Raw genomic sequence first — 25617 nt, forward strand, 5'->3', positions numbered from 1 at the left:
CAGCAGGTCCTTCGTCGCTTCGCTCCTCAGGATGACAGCGCGGTGGGACGACGGTTGCGATCAGGACGATAAGTATCGGTGGATCGCCGAAACACACCCCGACCCCTCCCCCACCGCCGCCGCAACTCTCTTCATACTCCCCGCCCTCACGTCACCGACGGCAAAGATCCCGGGCTTGCTCGCCTGGTAGTCGATCCCCGTCTTCACGAAGCCCTTCTCATCGAGATCGACGCAGCCGTCGAGCCAGTGCGTGTTGGGTACGGCGCCCGTCATCATGAACAGGTGCTCGATCGATTCGACCGTCGTCTTGTTCGTCGTGCCGCAATGCCACTGCACCCGCTGCAATCGCCCGTCGCCCTCGAGACCCGCAATCTCCGAGTGACCGTGAACCGTGATCGACGGGCTCTCCTCGATGCGGTGGATGAGGTAGCGCGACATGGTGTCGGCGAGGCCCGCGCGGCGAACGACGATGTGGACGTGGCGGCAGCCGTTCGCGAGGAACACCGCCGCCTGCCCCGCGGAGTTGCCTCCGCCCACGATCACGACTTCCTGGTCCTTGCAGAGCAGCGCTTCGACGTGGGTGGCCGCGTAGTAGATGCCCGCGCCCACGTAGTTGGCGAGGTTGGGTAGCGCCAGCGCGCGATACTCGGCGCCGGTCGCGATGACGATCGTGCGTGCGCGCACCGAGCGGCCATCGGAAAGCTCGACGACATACGGCAGCGACTCGCAGCGAAGGCGCACCGCGGAATCGGCGATCTCGATGTGCGCGCCGAACTTCTGCGCCTGCACCATCGCGCGCCCCGCGAGCGCCTCGCCGGAGATGCCGGTGGGAAAGCCCAGGTAGTTCTCGATCTTCGAGCTCGATCCCGCCTGCCCGCCGGGCGCGTGGCCTTCGAGCACCAGCACGTTGAGGCCTTCGGACGCGGCGTACACGGCGGCCGCCAACCCCGACGGCCCCGCGCCGATCACCACGACATCGCGGATCTCGCATTCATCGATGGGCGCGTTGAGCTTGAGGCACTCGGCGAGCGCGGAGTTCGACGGATTGCGGAAGATCTCGCCGCCGCGGCAGATCACCACCGGAATGTCCGCGACCGTGATCTGGAAACGCTCGAGCATCTGCGCGATGTCGGGATCGTGATCGACATCGGTGAAGGTGAATGGAAAGCCGTTGCGGGAGAGAAACTGCCGGATGCGAAGCGTGCCCGCGGAGTGCAGTGACCCGATCAGCACCAGCTCGCCCTTGTTGCCTTCGAGCAGCCCGACGCGGCGCAGGATGAACGCACGCATGAGGAGCTCGCTCAGTTGCGCATCGGCACCGATCAGGCGCATGAGGGCCGCGCGGTCGAGCTCGATCGCTTCGCCCGATTCACGCACCGCGATGCGCACCAATGCACCAGCACCGCGCAACGTCGCGACCTCGCCGGTGAAATGACCGCGCGTATGCACCGTGACGAGCTCCTCGCCGCCAGGAACAGGCCGCAGGATCTCTACCGCGCCGGAAAGGACAACCAGCATGCCGCCCATGCGATCGCCGGGCTTGACCAGCTCGTCACCGGCGCGAAGCGCCACGCGCTTGCCATACGCCTCGACGCGCGCCATCTGCGCGTCACTGAGCGCGGGGAACATCTGGTCACGCCGGGTATCGAGGGTGCTCGCCATGCGGCGAGTCTAGCGCGTCAGTTGAGGACGGCGTAACCCGTGTTGAGCGCGGTCGCGAACGTCACCCACGCCCAGTACGGCGCGATGAGCCAGCCGGCGGTGCGGTCGGCGCGGCGGAAGAGATAGAACGTGACGCCGATCGCGATCCAGAGCAGGAAGATCACGACGAGTGCGAGCTCGATCTGGTGCAGCCCGAAGAACACCGGCGTCCAGGCGAAGTTGAGCGCGAGCTGCGTGAGGAACGCGCGGCGAGCGCGAATGCGGGCGGGGACGGAGCGCGCGAAGCGCTCGACGCGCCACATCGCCACACCCATCAGGATGTAGAGCACGGTCCACACCGGTGCGAACACGGCATTGGGCGGAGCGAAAGGCGGATCGCTGAGCGCGCGGAACCACGCGTCGGGCTGGAAGAACGCACCGAGCAGCGCGCCGCCGCCGACGCAAAGGAAGATCCAGAAGATCAGGCTGAACAAATCGAGATCGGGAGCGGCGAATTCGCGTGAGGGTCGGGAGGCCATGTCGCATGGTGACGACACGCAGACAGAGCCAATATCGGAGGATTCCTACAGCGACAAACCCTGTCACCCTGAGGAGCGCAGCGACGAGGGGCCTGCTTCTGCACTGTCATCCTGAGGGTCGAAGACCCGAAGGACCTGCTGGAGGGTTTTAACTGTTAACCCATTCAAGCAGGTCCTTCGTCGCTTCGCTCCTCAGGATGACAGTTCATTTGATGACCGTACGTTTCTACCTATTTCCCCCCGCAACAATCTTGTATTCGAACAACCGGCACTCCAGCGCGCCGTTGTAGAGCACCGTTCGCTTGGTCGCTTTCAGGCGAATCACCTTGGGCATGTCCATGTCCGCGGTGAGGATGTAGCAATTCCAGCCCGAGAATTTCTGCTTGAGGAGGTTTCCGAACTCGGGATAGAACTTCGCGAGCTCTTCCTTCTCGCCCAGGCGCACGCCGTACGGAGGATTCGTGACCATGATCCCCTCCGGAGCCGGTGCGGACATCTCGAGGATGTTCACCTGCTTCAACGAGACCACGGTCTCCAAGCCGGCATCGACGAGGTTGCCGCGCGCGTTGTCCACGGAACGCCCATAGAGATCGGAGCCGAAGATCGGCAGCGGCGTCAGGGGCTTCTCCTGCGCGGCGGCCGCCTCGCGCATCGGCTCCCACAGCGCGGCGTCGTAGTTGGTGAGCTTCTCGAAGCCGAACTCGCGCCCGCGGCCCGGCGCCCAGTTGAACGTCATCTCCGCGGCTTCGCTGAGGAAGGTCCCCGAGCCGCACATCGGATCGAGCAGCGGCATGCCCGGCTTCCATCCGGCCATGCGCAATATTCCCGCCGCGAGGTTCTTCTTGAGCGGCGCTTCGCCCACGTGGTCGCGCTTGCCGCGCTTGAAGAGCGGCTCGCCGCTTGTGTCGAGATACAACGTGCACCACTTGTCATCGAGGAACGCGTGCACGCGCACATCGGGCTTGTGCGATTCCACGCTGGGCCGCTTGCCCATCGCTTCGCGGAACTGGTCGACGATCGCGTCCTTGATGCGCAGCGTCACGAAGTCGAGGCTCTTCACCGGGCTCTTCACCGCGGCCACTTCGACCTTGAACGTCTGCTGGATCCCGAAGAACGCGTGCCAGCGAACGCGCTTCGCGCCCTCGTAGATGTCCTGTTCGGTGGTGTATTCGAAGCGCGCCTGGCGCCAGAGGATGCGTGCCGCGAGGCGCGAATGCAGGTTCGCGGCATACGCGAGCGCCAGGTCGCCTTCGAAGGCGACACCCGCTGGATCGACGCGCACTTCCGTCGCGCCCAGGCCCTTCAGCTCTTCGGCGAGGCCCTCGGAAAGACCACGGGGGCACGTCGCGTAGAAATGCGTGCTGGCGTCGGCGGCTTTCTTTCGAATGATGGTGACCATGAAATAGGGAGTAAGTGAGGTCGAATTCGGGCGCTGTCATCCTGAGGGTCGAAGGCCCGAAGGACCTGCTTGATTCAGTTAACCGCCCAAAGCAGGTCCTTCGTCGCTGCGCTCCTCAGGATGACAGTGCCCAGGATGACAGTGCCCAGGAAGACAGTGCCCAGGAAGACAGTGCCCAGGATGACGGTGCCGTTCATCCATCAAAACGGCTTCACGACAACCAGTACGACAATTGCCACGAGGATCACGAGCGGAAGTTCATTGATCCAGCGATAGAACACATGCGAGCGGGCGTTGGCGTCGTTGGCAAACACTTTCACCAGGTGGCCCAGCCAGAAGTGGTAGCTCAACAGGACGATGACGAGCCCCAGCTTGGCCGAGAGCCACCCGCCCTTGAAGCCATAGCCCAGCCACAACCAAAACCCGAAGACAAGCGTAAGGACCATGCAGGGGGTCATGATTCCCCGGTAGAGCTTGCGCTCCATGACCTTGAACCGCTCCAGGGATACGGTGTCTGTAGCCTGTGCGTGATAGACGAATAGCCGTGGCAAGTAGAATAGGCCTGCAAACCAGGCCACGACGAAGACGATGTGGAAGGATTTGATCCAAAGCATTGTTCTCGATTCTAACCAAATGACATTCCCCCGCCTCCTTTTCCCCCTCGCGGCCCTCGTTTTCGCCGCCACCGCCCACGCCGCCCCGGTCGTGAAGACCGAGCACGTCGAGGCCCAGCTGCTCGCCGAGCGAACCGGCACCCAGCCGGGCAAGCCCTCGATGGTGGGCCTGCGCCTGCGGATGGCGCCGCACTGGCACACGTACTGGAAGAACCCCGGGGATTCGGGCCTTCCCACCAAGATCCAGTGGACGCTGCCCGAAGGCTGGACCGCCGGCCCGATCCAGTGGCCGTACCCGAAGAACCTCCCCATCGGGCATCTCCTCAACTACGGCTACGAGGAGGAAGTGGTGCTCCTCGTCGAGCTCACGCCGCCCGCAAGTGCGAAGCCGGGCATGGCCGCGATCAGCGCCAAGGCCGATTGGCTCGTCTGCAAGGACGTGTGCATTCCGGAGAACGGCACGCTCGACCTCAACGTCAATGTCGCCTCCGCCGAAGGCTCGCCCGACAATCGCTGGCAGCTCTCCTTCGAACGCGCGCGCGGCATGCTCCCCGCGCAGCCTTCGGGCTGGGTGTTCGCCGCGGCCTCGACGGGCAAGACCGTCACGCTGAAGATCACGCCGCCCGCGGGCACGCCGCTCCCCGCGAAGGCCACGTTCTTCCCCGATCGCGACAACGTGATCGAGCACGCCGCGCCGCAGAAGTCGCGCGTCGAAGGCAACTCGCTGCTGATCGAGATGAAGCACCAGGATCCGGTGCCCAAGGATTTCACGACGCTCGCCGGCGTGGCCGTCGCCGATCGCGACTGGCCGGGCATCGCGGGCCGCAAAGCCGTGGTGCTCGAGGCCGCCGTCAGCGCGAGTGCCGCCCCCGCAGCCGCGGCGCAATCGACGTCCACGACCCCCGGTTCGGGCGGTGGCGCGAGATCGGAAGTGGGTGGCAGCGTCCTCGTGGCACTCGTCTTCGCGCTCGTCGGCGGCATGCTGCTCAATCTCATGCCGTGCGTCTTCCCGGTGCTCGGCATCAAGGTGCTCGGCTTCGTGGGGCACGCGCATGGCGATGCAAAGGCGCTGCGCATGCAGGGCCTGGTGTTCTCCGCGGGCGTGCTCGCGTCCTTCCTCGTGCTCGCGGGCCTGATGCTCGCGCTGCGCGCGGGCGGCACGCAGCTCGGCTGGGGCTTCCAGCTCCAGTCGCCGATGTTCGTCACGTTGCTCGCCGGCCTCTTCTTCGTGCTCGCACTCAATCTCTCGGGCGTCTTCGAGTGGGGCCTGTTCGCGCAGTCGCTGACCTCGAACGTGTCCGCGCGCGGCCGCAATGCCGATGCGTTCCTCGCGGGCGTGCTTGCGTCGGTCGTCGCAACACCGTGCACTGCGCCGTTCATGGGTGCCGCCGTGGGCTTCACGCTGGCACAACCCGCGCCGATCGCGCTCACCGTGTTCCTCGCGCTTGGCGTGGGCATGGCGCTGCCCGTGTTCCTGCTCTCGTTCTTCCCCAACCTGCTGAAGAAGCTCCCGCGGCCCGGTCCGTGGATGGAGACTTTCAAACAGGTGATGGCCTTCCCGCTGTATGCGACCGTCGCGTGGCTCGTGTGGGTGCTCGGCCAGCAGGGCGATATCGATACGGTGCTCGGCCTGTTGCTCGGGCTCGTGTTCATCGCGATGGCGGCCTGGGTCTACGGCCGCTGGGCGCTCTCGGAAGGGCCGTGGCGTTACGCATTCACCGCGCTCTTCTTCGCGATCGGCGCGTGGCTTGCCGCGCCCGGCGAGACGACCGCCCGCGCCGCGACCAACGCCACCGCGAAGGCCGGCGCCATCGCCTGGCAGGAGTGGTCGCCGCAGAAGGTGTCGGATCTCGTCGCGAGCGGCCAGCCCGTGTTCGTGGATTTCACCGCCTCGTGGTGCGTCACCTGCCAGGTGAACAAGCGCGTGGCGCTCAACAACGACGGCGTGGCCAAGGCTTTCGCTGACCGAAACGTCACCGCCCTCAAGGCGGACTGGACCAATCACGATCCGCGCATCACCGAAGCTCTTGCAAGGTTGGGACGCAACGCGGTCCCGGTGTACGCTTTGTACGTGCCGGGCCAGGGTGCACCCCGCCTGCTTCCCGAATTGCTGACACCGTCCGCCGTCCTGGACGAACTCAACCGCCTTCCGGCCGCTCCCGCGCCGGCCACGGCCATCACGCAACGTTGAAAGGAGCCTTTGTCATGAAGAAGCTGCTCGGTCTCGCCATCGCCACCGCCTTCGCCGGCGTTGCATTCGCCAACGCGCCCGCCGGTTCGCCCGCGCCCGCGTTCACGGTCACCGACCTCGCGGGCAAGCCCGTGAACCTCGCCGACTACAAGGGCAAGACGGTCGTGCTCGAGTGGCACAACTTCGGCTGCCCGTTCGTGCAGAAGCACTACAAGAGCGGCAACATGCAGGCGCTGCAGAAGAAGTACGGCAGCGACGTCGTGTGGCTCGCGGTGAATTCCACGAACAAGAGCCACGGCGACTACACCGCGCCCCAGAAGCTCACCAAGGAGCTCAAGGACGCCAACGCCGCGCCCGCGAAGTACCTGATGGATGAGCCCGGCACGATGGGCGTCGCGTACGGCGCGAAGACCACGCCCCACATGTACATCATCGATCCGTCGGGCAAGGTGGTCTACAACGGTGCGATCGACGACAAGCGCTCCACCAGCGTCGACGACGTGAAGGGCGCGAAGAACTACGTCGTCGCCGCGCTCGACGAAATGAAGGCGGGCAAGCCCGTCTCCACCGCGTCGACCACGCCGTACGGCTGCACCATCAAGTACAAGTGATGTTCGCGCGCGCAGCCGTCCTCGCACTCGCAGCATTTCTCGCCGGCTGCGCGCCTTTCGTCACCCAGAGCCCCGGGCAGGGGCTCAGCCCCGTGAACGCCGTCTCCGAGGGCGAGGACAAGCACCTCATGCTCTTCGGTGCGGATGTCGTGAGCTACTTCACCGAGAGCGCGCATCGCGCCGGCTCGCCCATGATCAAGTCGGTCTACAAGGGCGTCACGTTCCGGTTCTCGAAGCCCGAGAACAAAGCGCTCTTCGACGCGGCTCCGGAAAAGTATCTTCCGCAATTCGGCGGCTACTGCACCAACGGCATCGTCTACGGCATTCCGTGGGGCGGCAACGCCGAAAACTGGCGGATGATCGACGGCAAGCTCTACATCTTCGGCGGCCAGGGCGCGATCGATGGCTTCTACCTCGATGTCCCGCGCAACATGGCGCTCGCCAACAAGTACTGGACCGAAGAGGTGAACGGCTCCAACGCGTTCATCCAGCGTTCCAAGCGCCTCACGTTCCGCGTGCCGCACTACGTGAGCGGCGAGGAACTCGCCGCGCAGGTCGCAAAGGCGAAGCGTTGAGCCAAGGACCGCTGCGCTGATCCAGCAGGTCCTTCGGGGCCTGCGCCCCTCAGGATGACAGTGCGCTCAGCGCGGGCGATGCGTGAACCACGCAAAGAACGTTCGGCCGTCGGCGTGACGGTCGAGCAACCAGCCCTCGCCCGAGCGCGCATCGCCTCCCCACCACTGGCCGTTCACCCAGCTCTTGTCCGCGGCATCGAGGCCCTGCGCGCGGCAGCGCGCGGTAGCTTCGTTCTCGAAGAAGCGCACCACGTTGTAGGAACCGGAACCGAATCCCGCCGAGTCGTTGCTCGACGAGTTCCAGGAGAAGGTGGCCGTCGTGCATGAGGTGAACTCGATCCTCACCGAACCCCAGCGCTTCACGGCCATGTCGCTGAAGCGAAGGTTGGGCCCGAAGACCGTGCCCGTGGCGCTGTAGACCGTGCCGAGGTCGAGCACACGCCCGGCCATCGTGGCGTCGCCCACGACCCAGTACTGCGTTCCCACCTGCGTGGCGTCGGTGCCCGCGGTGCCCGCGGCGGGCCGGTGGGTGAACCAGGCGAAGAACGTGGTGCCGTCCGCGCGGCGATCGAGTGTCAGCCCCTCGCCCGAGCGGCCCTCGTTCCACCACTGGCCATTCACCCAGCTCTTGTCCGCGGCGTCGATGCCTTGCTGCGTGCAACGCGCGTCGTTCTCGTTGGCGAAGTAGCGAACGACTTCGTAGCTGGCGGTGCCGAAGCCCGCGGAGTTGGTACCCGTGGAGTCGAAGGAGAAGCGCGCGCGCGTGCAGCTCAGGAGCTCGAAGCGCACCGATCCCCAACGCTTCACCGTGAGCTCCGCGAAGGAGAGCGTCGGCCCAAAGGCCGTGCCCGTGGCGCTCAGCACCTCGGGGATGTCGAGCGTGCGGCCATTGAAGGGCGCGGTACCCACGACCCAGTACTGGCTGCCGATCTGGGAAGCGTCCACCGCCTGGCCGGCCGCGATCGGAATCACCGCTGCAAAGACGCCGCCCTGGACGCGCGTGGTATCGATGACCTGCACGGTCGCACCGGTCTGCGGATTCACCTTGGTGACGCGGGTCTCCTCGACGATGAAGAGGTTGCCGTCGGGCGCGTACTCGATCCCGGTGGGCCGCGTGAAGCCCGCGCGAATCTGCGTGACCTGCCCGCTCGAGAGATTCCAGCGCAGCAGTTGTCTCGAGCCTTCGGCGGTGATGAAGATGTGCTGCCCGTCTTTATCGGCGAGCAGTCCGCGCGTGTTGACGATGCCGGCCGTTCCCGGCGCGACCGCGACGCTGGTCAACCCCGTCCGCGGGTCGTAGCGCACCACGTTGTTCGAGTCGTAGCCCGGAATGTAGAGGTTGCCGTCCGGGCCGAAGATCATCCCGTTGTCGGGCCCGCGCAGCCCCGAGGAGCGCGCCGGAAAGAGGGGTCCCATCGCATCCCCGGTGCGGCTGAAGCGGCGCACGTCGTCGCTGTTGTAACCCGCGACATACGCGATGCCCGCGGAATCGAACACGAGCCCGGTAGCGCCGATACCGCCCATGTTGGCGAACGTGCCCGCATGGTCGAGCGTGCTGTTCGAGTACTTCTCGATCTTCGCGGCCTGCTCGGCGACCACGTAGATGAGGCCGTCGGGGCCGAGGCGGACCGCCATCGGGCCGGCCGTGCGGGCGGGGTTGTCGAGCTCGCGCAGGTATTGGCCGGTGCAGGCGTCGAAGACGTGCACGCCGGAGAAAAAGCCGCTGACGTAGAGGCGCGAGCCGCAGGGAGCCTGGGCGAGCGCGCCGGTGGTGCAACAAACGAGAACGAGCGAAAGCAGGAATCGCAGCATGATGGCGTTGGGGGCGGTGAGTGAGGCTGCCATCGTCGGCCCCCGGGGCGCGGCCGGGTCGCCGATTTATCGCCGATTGATCTCCGACCGCAGCCTAGAATGCGCAATCCATGCGTGAACCCTTTCTTCTCGGAGACCTCGAGGTCCGTCCGGCGTCCAACGAGATCGTCGCCGGCAGCGCCGTGCAGCGCCTGCGGCCGCTGCTCATGCAATTGTTGCTGCGCCTCGCGGCCGAGCCCGGGCAGGTCGTGCGCCGCGAAACCCTGCTCGCCGAGGCCTGGCCCCGGCGCATGGTCGCCGACGAAGTGCTCTCGCGCACCATCGCCGAACTGCGAACGGCGTTGGGCGACGAGGCGAAGCAGGCCCGATACATCGAGACCCTGCCCAAGGTCGGTTATCGGTTGATCGCGGCCGTCTCAGCCGTACCTCCCGGCGCCGGGATGAAGGTTCCGAAGCCCCGTCGCACCTCCCTTGCAGTGCTCGCGACGGTCGCCGTGGCGTTCGCCCTCGCAGCCGGTTACTGGCTGGCATCGCGCGACGACCGTGTGAACGACGACGACCTCGGCGCGCGGCTCGCGAACGCCATGCCCTTTACCTCCGACGTGCTTCTCGAGATCAGCCCGCGCTTCTCGCCCGATGGGAAACGCGTCGCCTATGCGCTCGGCCAGGCCACCGCGACGCGCCTGGTGATCCGCTCGCTCGACGGCGCGATCGAAACCGAGATCGGCCGCACGCCCGAAGCGATTCGCGTCGCACCCATTTTCTTTCCCGACGGCAAGCGCATCGCCTACTGGCGGCGGCAGGACGGGCAATGCGCGATCGTCGAACACGATCTCGCCTCGGGTACGGAACGCACGATCCTCGACTGCAAGCAGGCGCCGCGCTCGCGCTTCGACCTCGCACCCGATGGCAAGAGCCTCGTGGTGACCGCGCAGGTGCGGCCGCAGTATCCCTCGGGGCTCATGCTCGTCGATGTCGCCACGGGAGCCACGCGTCCTCTTACGCAGCCTGATCCCGGCATGGGTGAAGACGTGTATCCGCGCGTGAGTCCCGACAGCAAGCGCGTGCTCTTTTTCCGCGGCACCGAATCGCACCGCGAGCTCTGGGTGATGGAGCTGGCGAACCCGGATCGCGCGCGGCGCGTCCTCACGCGCGATGGCCTCGTGTACGGCGTCGCATGGCTCGGCAACGACGGTCCGGTCGTGGTGGCCGCCGACTGGTTCGGAATGCGCGCGCTGAACCGCGTCGACCTCGAGACCGGCGAAGCGCGGCTGCTCGGTGCCCGCGGCGCGCGCTTCCCTGACGTGAGTTCGCGCGGTGACCTCGTCTGGGAAAACGCGCAGTACTCCGCGAACATCTGGCGCGTCGATCTCGGCAACCGCGATGCGGCGCCGCAAGCACTGTGGCCGTCGACGCGCTACACCGGCCAGCCGGAGTTCTCGTCCGACGGACGCCACGTGGCTTTCGCCTCGAACCGCGAAGGCCACGACGCGATCTATGTCGGCGCGCTCGACGGCGAGGCGAAGCGCGTGCCGTTCCCGGCGAACTTCCGCTACATGCGGCCGCACTGGTCGGCGGACGGGAAGTCGGTCTACGCGGTGCGCGTCTCGATCGAGGAGAAGCCCACGCAGGTCGTGGTGCGCGCATCCTGGCCCGAAGGCACCGTGGAAGTGTTGGCGCACCTGGGATCGCTCGTGAACGACGTGCGTGAAAGCGCGGATGGCCAATGGATCTACGTCGGCGAGCTCGCGGGACACGCGATGCGCGTGCTGCATGCGCCGCGCGCGGGCACCTCGCAACCGCTGCGCCTCCCGGTTCCGGTGGCCGCGGAATTCCAGCTCGGCCGCGAGCGGCTCGTCTTCTCGCAGCCACAACTCACCGGCCTCACCAGCTGCCACCTCGATGGCTCGGCTTGCGAGCAGCTCGACTTCCCCGTGAGCGACGCCAACCGTTTCCACTGGCTGCTCGCTGGCGATGGGCTGTTCCTGAAGGAAGGCAGCTCGCCCCCCGGCGAGCTCGTGCGCTACGACTTCGCCAAGCGACGCGTCGATTGGCGCATGTCCTTCGCCCCGACGACCGCCGGCTCCGCACTCGCGGTCGATCCAGCGGGACGCACGCTGCTGGTGGCACGCGAAGCCCCGACGCTGGTCGACCTGATGCTCCTGCGCCGCTAGACGAAGTCCTGAGGGAGCTGCTTCTCCGAAGCCCTGAGGGACCTGCTTCTTCTGTTTTCCCCTATGACGCGCCACGCCATGGCGTGTCACATTCCACGCCCGAGAAAATGTGACGCGCCATGACGCCGCGCGTCATAGGGGAAATCGACAACATCGAGGTCGCGCTCGTCTGGCGCAAGTCATCCTCGCGCCGCGTGGATCGTTGAAAGGCCATGAAGCCCGATCGCAGCTTCTCCCGTACCCAGCGTCTTCGCCGGCCGGCACATCCCGGAAAGTGGCTCGCCATGTTCACGGAGCCGTACGAAATCTCGCAGAACGCGTTGGCGCGCGCGCTGAACCTGCCGCCGCGGCACATCAACCAGATCATTCACGGCAAGCGACCGATCACGCCACGCACCGCGATTCTCCTGGGTGATCTCTTCCAGTCCGGGGCGCCCTTCTGGATGAAGCTGCAGGCGGAGTACGACATCGATCGAACGAGGCGACGAGGGGTGCGTCTCGACATGGCGCGCGTGCGGGCGAACCTGCGGCCGATCGGCCTGACGGTACCGTTCGACGGCGGTGGAAACCTACTTACGGAGCTGCTTGACCAGGAACTCGCGGACTTCCTTCGCGAACTCCGGCGAGATCGGACCGAGCACGCCGTGGCGGTGGGCGGGGATGTGGCTTGAAACGTCCTCGGTCGCGCTGAAGATGTAGTGATCGAAGATCGCCCGCCACGCGGCGCGATGCTCGGGCGGCAGGTGGCGAAGATTCAGCAGCGCGAGCAGCAACACATCGAGCGCCGACCCGCCCTGGGCCGCAGAACCCACGTGGCCCTTCCACCAGTAGTTCACCAGCATGTTCACCTTCTCGAGCGACTCGACGTGGTGCCACCAGAGCGTCGGGATGTAGATCGCATCGCCCGGCTCGAGATCGGCGACGTGCGCAGCGGCGAGCGCGTCGCGAAACTTCGGATAGCGATCGAAGTCGGGATGCTTGAAGTCGACGAGGCTGATGGGCGTGCCGGTGGGCGCGTAGTCGAGCGGACCGATGTAGAGGTTCGCGGCCTGCTCGGGCGGGAAGAGCGTGAAGCGCCGGCGGCCGGTGACCACGCAGGCGATGTTGTTGGATTCGTCGAGGTGCGCGGGCGTGGTGACCGCACTGCCCAGCCAGATGCGCGGCTCGACCGTCGCATCGAGCAGCGGCAGGACGTTCTCTTCCTTGAAGCGCGGCAGGCACTCGCTGATCAACGCGCTTTGCGCGGCGATGCCCGGGCGGTTGTCGAACTTCGCGTAGCGCACGAGTTGCGTGGCGACCTTCGACACGGCGACGCGATCGCGCGTGTACGTGAAGCCCGACATGTCCTCGGTGTAGAAGATCCGCCCGCGCACATGCGGCGGCATCGTGAGCACATCGACCGGCGCGCCGCTGTCGAAGCCCTGCAGGTAGCTCGCGATGGCCTCGGGGGATTCGCGGCCACGCGCGACGGCGGGCCAGTTCGAAACGAGGCCGCGCAACACCGCCGGTTGATAGAGCGGCACGACCTGGGTTCGAAACGTTTCCGCATCCACGCCCTGCCACTCGCGCATCGGCGTCATCGTCGGCTAGCGAATCATGCGCGAGACGGCATCGCGGACGAGGTGCAGCTTGCGGTGGAAGAAGTGCTCCGCGCCCGGAATCACGACGACCGGCACTTCGCGCGGCGCACCCCAGGCGAATGAATCGGTGACCGGCACGGTTTCGTCGAGGTCGCCGTGCACGATGAAGGTGTTGGCATTCGTGTGCACGCCGGGCGCTCCGAATTGTGGATCGTTCGGATCGATGGGCGCGCCCATGCCCGCGTCGCTGAAGCGGCGAAACCCCGGGGCGATGAGGACGAGCTGCGCAAACGCCACGCGGGCCGACACGCGCACCGCCACCGCGCCGCCGAACGAGAACCCGGCGAGCCACAGCGGCAGCGATCCCGCAGCCGCGAGCGCGTGCTCGATCACGGCGATCATGTCGTCGGTCTCGCCGCGGCCTTCGTCATGCTTGCCCTCGGTGCCGCCGACGCCGCGGAAATTGAAACGGTACGTCGCCGCGCCCGCTTCGCGCATCGCGCGCTCGAGCGTGGTGATGACCTTGTTGTCCATGGTGCCGCCGAAGAGCGGATGCGGATGCGCGATGACCGCGACTGCCGTGGGGTTGGCCGGCGCGTCCGTTGCGATCTCGATGGCCCCGGCGGGACCGGCAATCGTCAGGCGCTGCGGCACGGCGTCAGATCTTGAGTCGCTCGACGACGTTGCCCTTCACGAGGTGCTCGTCGATGATCTCGTCGATGTCGGCCTGGTCGACGTACGTGTACCAGGTGCCTTCGGGGTAGACGACCATGACGGGGCCTTCCTCGCAGCGATCGAGGCATCCGGCCTGGTTGATGCGGATCTTGCCCGCGCCGGAAAGCCCGAGCGCCTTCACGCGGTCCTTTGCGTAGGCGCGCATGCGCTCCGCGTCGTGGCAGGCGCAGCACGCCTCGGGCGCGTCACGGCGGTTCTGGCAAAAGAAGACGTGGTGTTTGTAGAAGCTCATGCCCGCGATTATCTCACGGGGTCGTGGCGCTTCCCGATGAAGAGCGCGACCAGCCAGCCCAGTGCCGCGAGCGGCCAGACCTCGTGCAGGAAGCGCGTGAGCGTGGCGAAGGACGCGAGCTGGCCGTGCGGCCAGTTGAACAGCCGCAGCAGCTCGTCGAGCGCGCTGTACGAACCGAAGATCTTCGAGAAGAGCGCGCCGGCGAGGATCAGCAGGATCGCGAGGTACACGCGCGCGGTCCGGCTGAAGTGGCGCATGGGCACGAACAACCCGATGCCCGCGATCAACCCCACCATCCTGAGGCCCGTCTCCCAATCCGGATAGACGTGCGGCTGGAGCATCACGGAGGCCATCACGAACTTGAGCCAGAGGGCCATCGTGAGCAGCAGGAGTGTCGAGCGCAGCGCGCCCCCGGGTCCCTTGAGCACCGCGGAGATGAACAGACCGAAGCCGCACACGCTGAGCGCGACCGCCGTGGCCTGCAGCGCGCGCAATGCGACGGCCTCCTTCTCGCCCGAGCTGATGTTGCCGGCCTCGAAGAACGGCAGCGCGGGATTGAACTGCGCGATGAGCCAGAGCACGACCAGCACCAGGCCAGCGTCGCCCCACGCGCCGGGAATCACGAAGCGCTCGCGTTGCACCGCGAGCGGCTGCGTCACGAGGGAGCGCACGGGCTCGACGAAGATCAGCGCGCCCGCGAACGCCCCGGCGGTGTTGGCCGCGATATCCGCGATCGAGGCCACGCGAAACGGCACGAAGAGCTGCAGCATCTCCATCGCGAGGCTGAAGCCGAAGGCGGCGAGGGTCGCGCGCAGGATGGGCGCCTTGTCGGTGGGCTCGTGGCGCATCGCCAGGCATGCGAGCGCGCCGAACGGCATGTAGGCCATCGCGTTGAGCCAGACATCGAATCCGGGGATGTAGCGCGGGACGAAGAAGAGCCCGAACGAACCGTCGGCGGGCCAGCGCAGGGGAATGAACGGATAGAGGCTCGCGTACGCGATCAGCAGCGCGCAGACCGCGAACGAGCCGCGGAAGCGCCTAACCAATCGGCCGCAACGCCGTGCGGTACGTAGCGGCGCGCTCGACGTAGTGGTTCGCGATCCACGTGTTGGTCGCGATGTCCTGCTCGGTCAACTGGCGAACGACCTTGCCCGGAACGCCCAGGACGAGCGAGCCGTCGGGGATCGTCTTGCCCTCGGGCACGAGCGCACCCGCGCCGATGAGGCAGTTCTTCCCGACCACCGCGCCGTTGAGCACGATCGCGCCGATGCCGATGAGCGAGTTCTCGTGGATCGTGCAGCCGTGCAGCATCACCATGTGGCCCACGCTCACGTTGCGGTGGAGCACGACGGGCACGCCGGAATCCGTGTGGATCACGGAGCCGTCCTGCACGTTCACGTTCTCGCCCAGCGTGATGACTTCGTTGTCCCCGCGAATCGTCACGTTGAACCACACGTTGGCGCCGGGCTCGAAGACCACCGAGCCGATGACGGCCGCGTTGGGCGCGACGAAGTAGTCGCCCTTGAAGAGGGGTTTTCGGTCGCCGAGTTCGTAGATCATCGAGAAATTGTCATTCGAGAGACTGTCATCCTGAGGGCCGCAGGCCCGAAGGACCTGCTTTAGGTTTTTAACAGTTAACCAACTCAAGCAGTTCCTTCGTCGCTTCGCTCCTCAGGATGACAGTAGCGAGGATGCCAGCAGTAGCGATAACGACAGCACCTACATCTGCTTGAACAAATGTGAATAGATCCGCGACACCACCAGGTTGTCGTCCTTCCCCTTGATCTTCACATGCGCCTGGCCGCGGAAGTCGCGTGTCACGGCGGCGATGGCGTTGGCATTCACCACGGTGGAACGGTGGATCTGCCAGAACACTTCGGGATCGAGACCGTCGAGGATCTCGCGGATCGGCGTCTTGATGAGCGCCTCGGAATCGGCCGTCACCACGCGCGTGTATTTCTCGTCGGACTGGAAGAAGAGCACTTCGGCCACCGGGATGAGGCGCAGGTTCTGGCCGACGTTGGCCTTGATCCACTGCAGCTTCTCCTTCTTGCCGGAGACGTGCTCGCCGATCTGCGCGAGGATCGACTTGAGGTCGGTGGGCGGCGAGTGCGCCGAGACCTTCGCCTTCAGCCGCTCGATCGTGACCGCGAGACGCTCGTCGGTGGCGGGCTTGAGGATGTAGTCGGCGGCACCGGTCTCGAAGGCCTGGACCGCGTACTCATCGTAGGCGGTGACGAAGATCACGTGGCACCGGTTGCCCACGTGGCGCGCGACTTCCACGCCCGTCATCTCGGGCATGCGGATATCGAGGAACATGAAATCCGGGGTACGGTCCTCGAGGGCTTCGAGGGCGGCGGCGCCATCCTCGACGGAGGCGATGATCTCGAGCTCCGGCCAGAGCTTCTTCAGCTTCGCTTCGAGCTGCGCCCGGAGGATCGGCTCGTCCTCGGCGACGATGGCGGTAGGCATGCCGCGATTCTACTTCGGCGTCGCCGGAACCGGCTCCTTCTTGTTCTTCTTCATGAGCCACCAGATGAGCACGCCGATCAGGGCGATGGGTGCCAGCACGGGGCTCAGCCCCGCGATGACCACGAGCGGGACGAAGATCGCGATGCCCACGATGAGGAAGCCCAGCCCGTAGATCACGACCGTGACGATCGCCAGGGCGAGCACCACCGCGAGCAGGCCCACGAGGATTCCGAGCGTACCCACGATGGCACCACCGGGGCCAGTGAGCGCTTCGTTGCCGATCTCCACGGGCAATTCGCCGAAGAGCATGGCGACGAACGCGGCGAACGCGACCACGACGGCGCACACGGCCGCGGCCACGAAGACGTACGACAGGGCCTTGCGCCACCAGCGTTCCATCGTCGCCATCACCGCGAGCGCCTGCTGCGACTTGGTCTTGGGCGCGTCCGGTCCGGTTTCGAGCGTGGCCGCGGCGGGAGAGGCTGCCGCCGACGCGGGGGGAACGGCCTCCTCGGGCGCGGGCGGCATGGGCGCGGGCGCGCGCGTGCCGTCGGTCGGCACTTCGAGCGTGGCCACCACACCCTGGGGTTCGTTGGCTTCCATCGTGAGCTTGGCCGCGTCGCCGTAAAGCGCCGCGAGGCGCTCGCGGATGTTGGTGAGGCCCACGCCCGAGCCGATCGCTTCCGCGAAACCCTTGCCGGTGTCGGCCACGATGAGGCGCAACTTGCCCTCGACGCGCTCGGCGGTGATGCGCACGTTCCCGCCTTCGCGCTGCGGCTCCAGGCCGTGCTTGATCGCGTTCTCGACGAGCGAAGGCAGCATGAGCGGCGGGAACGAGAGGGGCTCGAGCTCGGCGGGCACGTTGATGTCGAACGTGAGGCGCTTGCCCATGCGCATCTGCAGGATGTTGAGGAACGCGCGCACGAGCTCGATCTCCTGGCCCACCGTGGAGACGGACTCGCGCATCTTGGGCAGCGCGTTGCGCAGGTACTGGATCAAGTGACCGGTCATCGCGCTCGCCTGCGCCGGGTCGACCTCGGTGAGTGCTTGCACGCTCGCGAGCGTGTTGTAGAGGAAGTGCGGCTCCACCTGCGCCTGCAGCGCGGCGAGCTTGGCTTCCGTCACCTGTTGCGTGAGGCGGTGGTAGTCGGCTTCCTTGCGCTTCAGCTCCGCCTGGCGTTGTGCCGCGCGCGAACGGTCGATGAAGAACTTCGCGATCACGGCGAGGACGAACATCGGCAGCAGGATCATCACGAGCACGGCGCCGATGCCGATGCGATACATGTCGCCCACGACGTTGCGCTGGATCTTCGCGCGCAACTCGGGCGGGAGATCGGGCATCGGTCCCATGTCCACGTCCGGGTCGATGCGGATCACCGGGCCGCCCTTCTCGCCGATGGTGATGCCCAGGCTCGCGGTAGGCGCTTGCTTGTCGGCCTCCGCCTTGGCCTTCTCCTTCTCGGCGGCCTTGGCCTTCTCCTGCTCGAGCTTCGACACTTCCTTGTGGACCTTCGCGACCTCCTTGTCGAGCTTGGCCGCTTCCTTCGCCTGGCGTGCCGTCTCGCGCGCGTTCTCCTTCAGCGCGAGCCGGGCTTCCTTCTCCGCATCTTCGGCGGCCTTCAGCGATTCCTCGAGGTGACGGCGCGTCTCCGAATTGTCGATGCCGCCGCCCTTCAGGGCGCGCTCGGCCTCGCGGCGCGCTTCGCGCACCGCTTCGGTGGTGCGGCGCGCGGCCTCGTTCATCTGCTCGAGCGCATCGCGCTTGGAGCGCAGCACTTCGGAGCCGGCTTCACGCAGCTCGCGGCGCGCTTCCTCGAGGCCTTCGAGCGCGGTGTCGAGTTCGGCACGCCGCTCCTCGTCGCGCGTGGCATCGCGCATGCCGCGCACCACGTTGCGGGCGAGGTTGATGGCCTGCTCGGCGAAGGTGTTGTCGATCTCGCGCTTGATGGCGCGCGAATGCTCCGGATCCTCGAACTGGCGGTATCCGATGATGTGATAGGGCACCACGAAGAACGCGAGCCCGATCATCACCGTGATGGCGCCGAGGATCAGCGCCCACCAGGGCGTCTTGTTGAGGATGTTGGAGAGCGAGGATTTCATGCGTCAGGCCGGTTGGGCCGCATTCTTTCAGTAATCGGACAGGAGGGCCACGACGGCCACCGTAAGCGACAGGACCAGAACACCGATAACCACCACCATCGGCACCATATTGGGCCCCAGGACTTCGATGAGCGACATGGACACCTCCCCGGTTCGTCCGGGGCCACCCCCATGGCGGCCCCACGGAAGGCAAATTAGGCGATTGGGGGGGGGCCCGAAAGGCTCCGGGGCTGGAATGCAGAAGACGGGGGGTAAAACGCTGCCGGGAGGGGTGAACGGGGGTGGAAAACCACCCCTGTCACCCTGAGGAGCGCTGCGATGAAGGGCCTGCTGGAGGGGGTTAACCGTACAAATCCGCTTCGCTGTTCAAGCAGGTCCTTCGGGCGCTACGGCCCTCAGGATGACAGTTACATTTGTTTGAACAGGTGCGTGAACGCCCTCGAAACGACCACGGTTTCCTTGGACTCCTTCAGCGCGATCTCCGCCTGGTCCTTGAGCCCGCGCTTCACCGAGGCGATGTGGTCGACGTTGACGATCGTGGCGCGGTGGACCTGCCAGAACTTCTCGGGATCGAGCTCGTCGAGGAGCTCCTTGATGGGCTTCCTGATGAGCGCCTCGGAGTCGCACAGCACCACGCGCGTGTACTTCTCGTCGGACTGGAAGAAGAGCACCTCTTCGACCGGGATCAGGCGGACGTTGGAGCCCACCGAGGCCTTGATCCAGCGCAGGTGGTCGGAGGGCTTCGGACTGAGGCGCGCGGCGAGCTGTTCGACCAACTGGTCGAGCACCGGCGGCGGTCCGGAAAGGCGTTCCTTGAGGCGCTCCACGCACAGGGCCAGGCGCTGCTCGTTGAAGGGCTTCAGGACATAGTCGATCGCGCCGCGCTCGAAGGCTTCCACGGCGTATTGGTCGAACGCGGTGACGAAGACGATGTGGGCGCGCTTGCCGATCGCGCGCGCGGCCTCGAGGCCGTTCACGCCGGGCATGTGGATGTCGAGGAAGAAGAGCGCGGGCTGGTGCTCGTCGCACACGGCATGCGCATCGCGGCCGTTCTCCATCTCGTGGACGATGGCGAGCTCGGGCCAGAGCTTGGCGAGGCGCGACTTGAGCTGCGATCGGAGCAGCGGCTCGTCGTCGGCGATGACGGCGGTCGGGCTTTTCAAGGGCGTTGCGGGTTCAGGCGGCGCGTTCGACCCGCGGATTATCGTCCATTTCCGCGCTGGTACCGTTGTCGGCGGGAAGATCGAGCGTGGCGATCACGCCGTGGGGCTTGTTTTCCTCGAGCACGAGGCGCGCATCGGCCCCATAAAGCGTCTTCAGCCGCTCGCGGATGTTCGATAGCCCCACGCCCGTGCCCTTCTTGAGCGAGATGCCTTCGCCGGAATCCGCGACCGACACGCGCAGGCGATCGCCTTCCTCGTGGACGCGCACGGAGATGCTGCCCGCGTCGCAACACGGATCCACGCCGTGCTTCACCGCGTTCTCCACGAGGGAGATCAGCATCATCGGCGGGAAGGGACGGCAGCGAAGGCTCTCGGGCATCGACACGTCGTAGGTGAGGCGCGAGCCCATGCGCATCGCGTTGATCTCGAGGAAGGCGCGCGACATATCCAGCTCGCGTCCGAGATTCGATTCGGCCTGGCGCATCTGCGGCAACGCGGCGCGCAAGTACTGGATGAGGCTTTCGAGCATGCGCGCGGCCGCCGGCGGCTCGGTCTCGACCAGATGCTGCACATTGGCGAGCGTGTTGAAGAGAAAGTGCGGCTCGACCTGCGCCTGCAGCAGCTGCAGCCGCGCCTGCAGGACGTTCTTCTCGAGCTGGTGGCGTTCGGCTTCCGCGCGATGCAATCTCGCCGCGTCCTTCGCGTGCTTCTCGCGCAGGATGAAGGCGGCGACGACCACGCAGCCGAAGCCGATGCCGAGGCTCATCGTGATGGTCACGCCCGCGAGGCGCTCGGAGAACATCTGGACGATGTCGCGGCCCTTCACGAGGCCCGCGAGGATCGTGCCCACGAACGAGCCCACGAGGATCGCGACGACCTGCATCACCTGCCGCGAGAAACGTTCCTGGCGGATGTTCCCGAAGATCGTGAACAGCAGCATGCTGGTGTAGCCCACGCAAAGCGCGCTCACCAGCAGGTCGAGATAGGTGTTGAGGAAGAAGCCGACGACGATGCCGGTGGCCACCACGCAGATCGCGCTGACCCACGCGACGCGGCGAATCGTCAGACCTTCGAAGAGGTACGCAAACCGGTTCACTGCCTGACACCCCCGTCACGACAACGGGCCTCGTGGGCCCGTCGCGTCAGTTCATAGCGCTGCGACCGGAACGCGATCGGCGCGCTTCCAGCGCCGAGCGGCGACCCCGGGCGGCACTCGCCGCCACGGACGGTCCGAGGCCAGTATGGGGCGCGAGACAGGCTCGGGCAACGCAGTGCCCGGGTTGCTGTTCTTCGTGCCTGGCTGGTCCATCGGTTCCATGTTCGATCCTCGCTGATGACTGTCAGGTTACGGTTTGCTACCCCGGGGAACCATCCGATTGCGACGAAACGCGCATTCGGGCCCCCGGTTGGGGATAAAAAAGCCCGGACGGCGCCGGGCTTGTCGGGGAGGCGGGACGGCTTAGAGGCTGCGGCTGGCGTGAACCGTGAGCGTTGCGATCCGCTGGGGCAGGCGCTGCGCGGTGACCACGACCTTGTACGGCGATTCGATGGCGGCAACCGTCGCTTGCGGCGCCGAGACCTGCTTCGTGGTTCCGGCCGGCTGGTTCACCACCCAGGCCACCATGAGGCTGGCGACGACGAGCGCGAGGGTGACGACGGAGGTGCGATCGAGGGTCTGGACGGCGTTCATGGTGTTTCTCCTTTGGGGTCGGTTGCGCTGTGTGCGCGTTCGGTATGTCGCCAATCTAGGCGTCCGAAACCCGGGGAGAAAGCGGGAAGCGACGAAGTGCAGGAAGTACGGCGCGAATCGCCATAGCGCGGGACAAGACTGCATGGAGGGGCCACAGGCAAGGGCGAGGTCCGCAGATAAACGCGGATAAACGCCGATAACGGCGGGACGTGATTGGGCATTCCCGGATGCGCAGGTGGACGAAGTCCCGCTCTCCCGGCCCTTCGCTTTCATCTGCGTTTATCCGCGTTTATCTGCGGACCTCGCCCTTGATCCAGCGTCGCCAAAAAAAACGCCCGGCCGAAGCCGGGCGGGGACTCGCAACTTCCTCAGGTTGGGGGGGGAGGAAGCTGCTTCGGGGAGCTGTCCAGGCTCTAGATGCGCTGTGCGGTGGCCGGCGTTTCGGCGGCACCCACGACCTGCGTGATGCGCGCGCCTTCGCGGGCGGCCGTCACGGTGAGCTTCATGTGTCCGTCCTGGGTGAGCGTGACTTCGCTCTTCGAGGACTGCGCGCGGGCGAGGCCCGTGGAGTCTGCTACCCAGGCCATCGCGAAACTGACGGCGACTACGGCGACGGCGATGACGGAAGTGTTGTCGAGGCTCTGGTTCGTGTTCATTTCGTTTCTCCTTGCCGCCAATCTATTCGGGCGACGCGAGCGGTGAAAGCAGGAAGCGACGAAGTGCGTAAAAGGCGGATCGAACGGCGACGCGGCCGGATGGAGCGGTTCAGGTGCGCGGCTGCCCGGTCGACACCGCGGCCGTCGCGGAAGGCGCGTTGCGCTGCGGCAGGCGAAGCCCGGTGACCACGACCTTGTAGCGGCCCTCGGCGGCGGGTGCTTCGACCACGGCATCGAGCGCTTCGGTGACCGCGGCGTGCTTCGCGGTGGCTGCCGGAACGTTCAGCATCCAGGTGATCGCGAGCGTCACGATGGCGAGCACGAAGACGGTGACGGCGGTGCGATCGAGGCTTTGGTTCGTCGTGTCCATGGTGTTTCTCCTTTGTCTCTTGCAGCGACCCGGTGGGTACGCGTTCGGTATGGCGCCAATCTAGGCGCGTGCTCCGGGGGGAGAAAGCGGGAAGCGACGAAATGCGGAAAAGGCGGCGCGAAGTGCCGCGCCGGGGGATCTGCCGCTAGGGCGAGCGTGTTGCGAGCGACCCGAGGACCATGCCGATCGCGCTCGCCACGAGGCCGGCGAGCACCGGCGGCACAAGAGCCTCGGGGGCGAAGGCCTCGAGCGCGATCCAGGTGCCGAGCCCCGCGATGATCGCGAGGTGCGCGCCGCGCGCCGTGGCCCGCGCCCAAAAGATCCCCGCGGTGAGCGGGACGAAGGCCGAGACCAGGACGACCTTCCCGGACTCGTTGACCAGCTGGTAGATCGACATGCGCGAGCCGAGCGCCATCGCGGTGACGGCGATCGCGAGGACAGCGACCGTGAGGCGCATCACGAGTAGCACCTTCGCGTCCTCGAGTACCACGCCGCGCCGTTCGAGCAGCGGTCGCACCACGTTCTCGGCAAGCGCGACGGACGGGGCGAGCAGTGCGCCGCCCGCGGTCGAAAGGATCGCGGACAAAAGCGCGCCGAAGAACAGGACCTGCACCGCGAGCGGCATGCGCTCGAGGATCAGCGTGGGCAGGATCAGCTGGTAGTCCTTGTCCATCAGGCGCTCGACCATCGGCGGATCGATGAGCGAGGCCGCGGAGACCAGGAAGATCGGGATCAGCGCGATCACGAAATAAAGGAGACCGCCGAGGATCGAGGCGCGCACCGCGATCGATTCGTCCTTCGCGCTCATCACGCGCTGCAGAACGTCTTGCTGCGGAATGGAACCGAACATCACGATGAGCGCCGCCGAGATCCACGCGAGCACCGATTTCGCATTGGCCTCGGGAAGGAACTGCAGGCGATCGGCGGTCGCGGCCGCTTCGATCACCTTGCCCGCACCTCCAGCGAGGTCGGAGACCACCCATGCGACGTAAAGCATCCCCACGATGATCACCATCGCCTGGAAGAAGTCGGTGAGTGCCACCGACCACATGCCGCCGGCCATCGTATAAAGGAGAACGATGCCCGCGCCGATCGCGATGCCCGTGCGCATGTCGATCGCGCCGCCTGAAAGAACGTTGAAGGCCAAGCCGAGCGCCACGAACTGTGCGGCGATCCATCCGAGATAGGAGAAGGCGATGCACAGCGACAAGACGACCTCGGACTTGCGATCGTAGCGCTGGCGAAAGTAGTCGCCCAGCGTGAGGAGATTCAACCGGAAGAACTTGCGCGCGAAGACGAGGCCCACGATCACCAGGCACGCGACCGCCGCGAACGGATCGGCGACGAGGCCGCGCAGTCCTTCCTTCCAGAACGTCGCGGGAATGCCCAGCACCGTTTCCGCGCCGAACCAGGTGGCGAACACGGTCGCGAGGACGATCGGGGTGCCGAAGCGTTTTCCCGCGACCGCGAAGTCCGCGGCGCCGCGCACGCGCGTGGCGGCGTAGAGCCCCACCGCGACGGACGCGGCGAGGTACAGCAGGATGAAAGCGACGAGGGTCAGTGCGCGGCCTGCGGACCGAAGCCCTTCACGGCGAGCGAGCCCACGATCATCCCGGTGAAGCTCGCGATGAGGCCGGCGAGCTGCGGGGGCATCAGGCCGTCGGGCTGGAAGAGCTCCATGCCGATCCACACCGTGAGGCCGAAGATCACGGCGAGTGTGCCGCCCAGGTTGGTCGCGCGCTTCCAGTACAGGCCGCACACGAGCGGCACGAAGGCACCGACGAGCGTCACCTTGTAGGCGTTCTCCACCATCTTGTAGATGCTCGCGTCGGAGTTGAGCGCGAAGAACGTCACCATGCACGTGAAGCCCACGAGCACGATGCGCATCAGCCTGAGGAACTGGGTGTCGGTGATCTTCGGGAAGAACGGCGCAGGATGTTCTCGCTGAAGCTCACCGAAGGTGCCAGCAGCGTGGCACTCGCGCAGCTCTTGATCGCCGAGAGCAGCGCGCCGAAGAACATGATCTGCGCGAAGATCGGCACCAGGGGCGACATGATCAGGTTCGGAAGGACGAGCTGCGGGTCGCCGCCTTCCTTGAGCGCGCCTTCGACCATCTTCGGATCGATGAGGCTCGCGGAATAGGCGAGGAACAGCGGGATGAAGGCGAAGAGGAAGTACAGGCAGCCGCCGAGGATCGACGAGCGCGCCGCGGTGTTCTCGTCCTTCGCCGACTGCACGCGCTGGAAGACGTCCTGCTGGGGAATCGACCCCAGCATCATGGTTATCCATGCCGCAAGGAACCAGAGCACCTCCTTCAGCTCGGGTTTGGGCAGGAGGTTGAACTTGTCGTTCGCCGACGCGTGCGCGATTACCGCGCTGGCACCGCCGGGCACGATGCCGCTCACCGCCCAGCCGATGTAGAGCATGCCCAGCACGATGATGATCATCTGGATGAAGTCGGTGATCGCCACCGAGAACATGCCGCCGAGCACCGTGTACATGAGCACCGTGGAAGCACCGATGACCATCCCCCACTGCTGCGTGATCGCGCCGTCGGAGACCACGAAGAAGACCAGGCCCAGGGCCTTGATCTGCGCGCCCACCCAGCCCAGGTACGAGATCACGATGCAAAGCGTCGTGAGCGTCTCCACGCCGCGACTGTAGCGCTTGCGGTAGTAGTCGCCGATCGTGAGCAGGTTCATGCGGTAGAGCGGCCGCGCGAAGAACAGGCCCACGAGGATCAGGCAGAGGGAGGAGCCGAACGGGTCGGCGATGATTCCCGAGAAGCCTTCCTTCATGAAGGTCGCCGGGATGCCGAGCACCGTTTCGGAGCCGAACCAGGTCGCGAACACCGTGGCCGTGACGATGTACATCGGCAGGCGGCGCCCCGCGATCGCGAAGTCCTTGGAGTTGTGCACCCATTTGGCCGCGTAGATGCCGATCGCGACCGAAATGATCCAGTAGATGATGACGAACCAGAAGAGCATGGGACTTCCCGGCGGTAAAAATCGGGGTGATTCTAACCCGGCGGGGATTGCGGCGCTCTCCTGCAGAACGGACAAT

General features: G+C 66.1%; 25 protein-coding genes. 5 read left to right on the forward strand and 20 right to left on the reverse strand.

Annotated features, from left to right (window positions below):
- Positions 1 to 60: 60 nt before the first annotated feature.
- From DSM104440_RS18145 to hemJ, 4 genes are all read right to left on the reverse strand, one after another.
- Complete coding sequence (locus tag DSM104440_RS18145) at positions 61 to 1662, reverse strand: cyclic nucleotide-binding domain-containing thioredoxin-disulfide reductase (protein ID WP_171165167.1); 1602 nt, start codon at positions 1660 to 1662, stop codon at positions 61 to 63.
- A 17-nt stretch (positions 1663 to 1679) separates the two neighbouring features.
- Positions 1680 to 2180 (reverse strand): TspO/MBR family protein, encoded by a 501-nt coding sequence (locus DSM104440_RS18150; protein WP_171165169.1) that lies wholly within the window; start codon positions 2178 to 2180, stop codon positions 1680 to 1682.
- 226 nt (positions 2181 to 2406) lie between these two features.
- A complete protein-coding gene (locus tag DSM104440_RS18155) occupies positions 2407 to 3579 on the reverse strand; it encodes a THUMP domain-containing class I SAM-dependent RNA methyltransferase (protein WP_171165171.1) in 1173 nt (390 codons plus the stop codon).
- A 200-nt stretch (positions 3580 to 3779) separates the two neighbouring features.
- Positions 3780 to 4193, reverse strand: coding sequence for a protoporphyrinogen oxidase HemJ (gene hemJ / locus DSM104440_RS18160; RefSeq protein WP_171165173.1), 414 nt, complete (start codon positions 4191 to 4193; stop codon positions 3780 to 3782).
- A 19-nt stretch (positions 4194 to 4212) separates the two neighbouring features.
- On the opposite strand from hemJ, the gene DSM104440_RS18165 reads away from it, so the two are divergent.
- The 3 genes from DSM104440_RS18165 to DSM104440_RS18175 are packed head-to-tail and all read left to right on the forward strand — an operon-like array spanning position 4213 to position 7570.
- Positions 4213 to 6384 (forward strand): protein-disulfide reductase DsbD family protein, encoded by a 2172-nt coding sequence (locus tag DSM104440_RS18165; RefSeq protein WP_171165175.1) that lies wholly within the window; start codon positions 4213 to 4215, stop codon positions 6382 to 6384.
- A 14-nt stretch (positions 6385 to 6398) separates the two neighbouring features.
- Positions 6399 to 6995: a thioredoxin family protein gene (locus tag DSM104440_RS18170; protein ID WP_171165177.1), complete on the forward strand. Its 597-nt coding sequence runs from the start codon at positions 6399 to 6401 to the stop codon at positions 6993 to 6995.
- On the forward strand, positions 6995 to 7570 hold the full coding sequence (locus DSM104440_RS18175; protein ID WP_171165179.1) for a YHS domain-containing (seleno)protein: 576 nt from the start codon (positions 6995 to 6997) through the stop codon (positions 7568 to 7570). Before DSM104440_RS18170 ends, DSM104440_RS18175 begins: the two co-directional genes overlap by 1 nt.
- A 66-nt stretch (positions 7571 to 7636) precedes the next feature.
- On the opposite strand, the gene DSM104440_RS18180 is transcribed toward DSM104440_RS18175, so the two are convergent.
- Positions 7637 to 9415 (reverse strand): Vgb family protein, encoded by a 1779-nt coding sequence (locus DSM104440_RS18180; protein WP_171165181.1) that lies wholly within the window; start codon positions 9413 to 9415, stop codon positions 7637 to 7639.
- A 77-nt stretch (positions 9416 to 9492) separates the two neighbouring features.
- On the opposite strand from DSM104440_RS18180, the gene DSM104440_RS18185 reads away from it, so the two are divergent.
- A complete protein-coding gene (locus DSM104440_RS18185; protein WP_171165183.1) occupies positions 9493 to 11556 on the forward strand; it encodes a winged helix-turn-helix domain-containing protein in 2064 nt (687 codons plus the stop codon).
- A gap of 212 nt (positions 11557 to 11768) precedes the next feature.
- A complete protein-coding gene (locus DSM104440_RS18190; protein WP_171165185.1) occupies positions 11769 to 12227 on the forward strand; it encodes a HigA family addiction module antitoxin in 459 nt (152 codons plus the stop codon).
- Here DSM104440_RS18190 and DSM104440_RS18195 read toward each other — a convergent pair.
- The 15 genes from DSM104440_RS18195 to DSM104440_RS18260 all read right to left on the reverse strand — a co-directional run bounded on the left by DSM104440_RS18195 (position 12126) and on the right by DSM104440_RS18260 (position 25541).
- Entirely contained in the window at positions 12126 to 13136 is a 1011-nt protein-coding gene (locus DSM104440_RS18195; protein WP_171165187.1) for a cupin-like domain-containing protein, read from the reverse strand. The two genes, DSM104440_RS18190 and DSM104440_RS18195, sit on opposite strands and share 102 nt — an antisense overlap.
- 6 nt (positions 13137 to 13142) lie before the next feature.
- The gene (locus DSM104440_RS18200) at positions 13143 to 13790 is read right to left on the reverse strand and encodes an alpha/beta hydrolase (protein ID WP_171165189.1); all 648 of its coding nucleotides are present in this window, start codon (positions 13788 to 13790) and stop codon (positions 13143 to 13145) included.
- Between the two features lie 4 nt (positions 13791 to 13794).
- Positions 13795 to 14103 carry a (2Fe-2S) ferredoxin domain-containing protein gene (locus DSM104440_RS18205; protein WP_171165192.1) on the reverse strand — a complete coding sequence of 103 codons (309 nt, stop codon included), beginning with the start codon at positions 14101 to 14103 and terminating at the stop codon, positions 13795 to 13797.
- Positions 14104 to 14111: 8 nt separating this feature from the next.
- The gene (locus DSM104440_RS18210) at positions 14112 to 15149 is read right to left on the reverse strand and encodes a VanZ family protein (RefSeq protein ID WP_171165194.1); all 1038 of its coding nucleotides are present in this window, start codon (positions 15147 to 15149) and stop codon (positions 14112 to 14114) included.
- The gene (locus DSM104440_RS18215; RefSeq protein WP_171165196.1) at positions 15142 to 15663 is read right to left on the reverse strand and encodes a gamma carbonic anhydrase family protein; all 522 of its coding nucleotides are present in this window, start codon (positions 15661 to 15663) and stop codon (positions 15142 to 15144) included. The genes DSM104440_RS18210 and DSM104440_RS18215 overlap by 8 nt, the downstream gene beginning before the upstream one ends.
- Before the next feature lie 159 nt (positions 15664 to 15822).
- Positions 15823 to 16575, reverse strand: a complete 753-nt coding sequence (locus DSM104440_RS18220) for a LytR/AlgR family response regulator transcription factor (RefSeq protein WP_171165198.1) — start codon at positions 16573 to 16575, stop codon at positions 15823 to 15825.
- 9 nt (positions 16576 to 16584) lie between these two features.
- The gene (locus DSM104440_RS18225) at positions 16585 to 18675 is read right to left on the reverse strand and encodes a histidine kinase (protein WP_171165200.1); all 2091 of its coding nucleotides are present in this window, start codon (positions 18673 to 18675) and stop codon (positions 16585 to 16587) included.
- 407 nt (positions 18676 to 19082) lie between these two features.
- Positions 19083 to 19838, reverse strand: a complete 756-nt coding sequence (locus tag DSM104440_RS18230) for a LytR/AlgR family response regulator transcription factor (protein ID WP_171165202.1) — start codon at positions 19836 to 19838, stop codon at positions 19083 to 19085.
- Between the two features lie 13 nt (positions 19839 to 19851).
- A complete protein-coding gene (locus DSM104440_RS18235; RefSeq protein ID WP_171165204.1) occupies positions 19852 to 20934 on the reverse strand; it encodes a sensor histidine kinase in 1083 nt (360 codons plus the stop codon).
- 363 nt (positions 20935 to 21297) lie between these two features.
- Positions 21298 to 21528, reverse strand: a complete 231-nt coding sequence (locus DSM104440_RS18240) for a hypothetical protein (RefSeq protein WP_171165207.1) — start codon at positions 21526 to 21528, stop codon at positions 21298 to 21300.
- 413 nt (positions 21529 to 21941) lie between these two features.
- Entirely contained in the window at positions 21942 to 22184 is a 243-nt protein-coding gene (locus DSM104440_RS18245; protein ID WP_171165209.1) for a hypothetical protein, read from the reverse strand.
- A 109-nt stretch (positions 22185 to 22293) separates the two neighbouring features.
- Entirely contained in the window at positions 22294 to 22554 is a 261-nt protein-coding gene (locus tag DSM104440_RS18250; RefSeq protein ID WP_171165211.1) for a hypothetical protein, read from the reverse strand.
- A 145-nt stretch (positions 22555 to 22699) separates the two neighbouring features.
- A complete protein-coding gene (locus DSM104440_RS18255; protein WP_246212055.1) occupies positions 22700 to 24067 on the reverse strand; it encodes a high affinity choline transporter 1 in 1368 nt (455 codons plus the stop codon).
- Positions 24068 to 24111: 44 nt separating this feature from the next.
- A complete protein-coding gene (locus tag DSM104440_RS19435; protein WP_246212056.1) occupies positions 24112 to 24441 on the reverse strand; it encodes an SLC5/6 family protein in 330 nt (109 codons plus the stop codon).
- Positions 24441 to 25541, reverse strand: coding sequence for a high affinity choline transporter 1 (locus DSM104440_RS18260; protein WP_246212057.1), 1101 nt, complete (start codon positions 25539 to 25541; stop codon positions 24441 to 24443). The genes DSM104440_RS19435 and DSM104440_RS18260 overlap by 1 nt, the downstream gene beginning before the upstream one ends.
- Between the last annotated feature and the right edge of the window lie 76 nt (positions 25542 to 25617).

This window comes from Usitatibacter palustris, assembly GCF_013003985.1.
Taxonomy (GTDB): Bacteria; Pseudomonadota; Gammaproteobacteria; order Burkholderiales; family Usitatibacteraceae; genus Usitatibacter; species Usitatibacter palustris.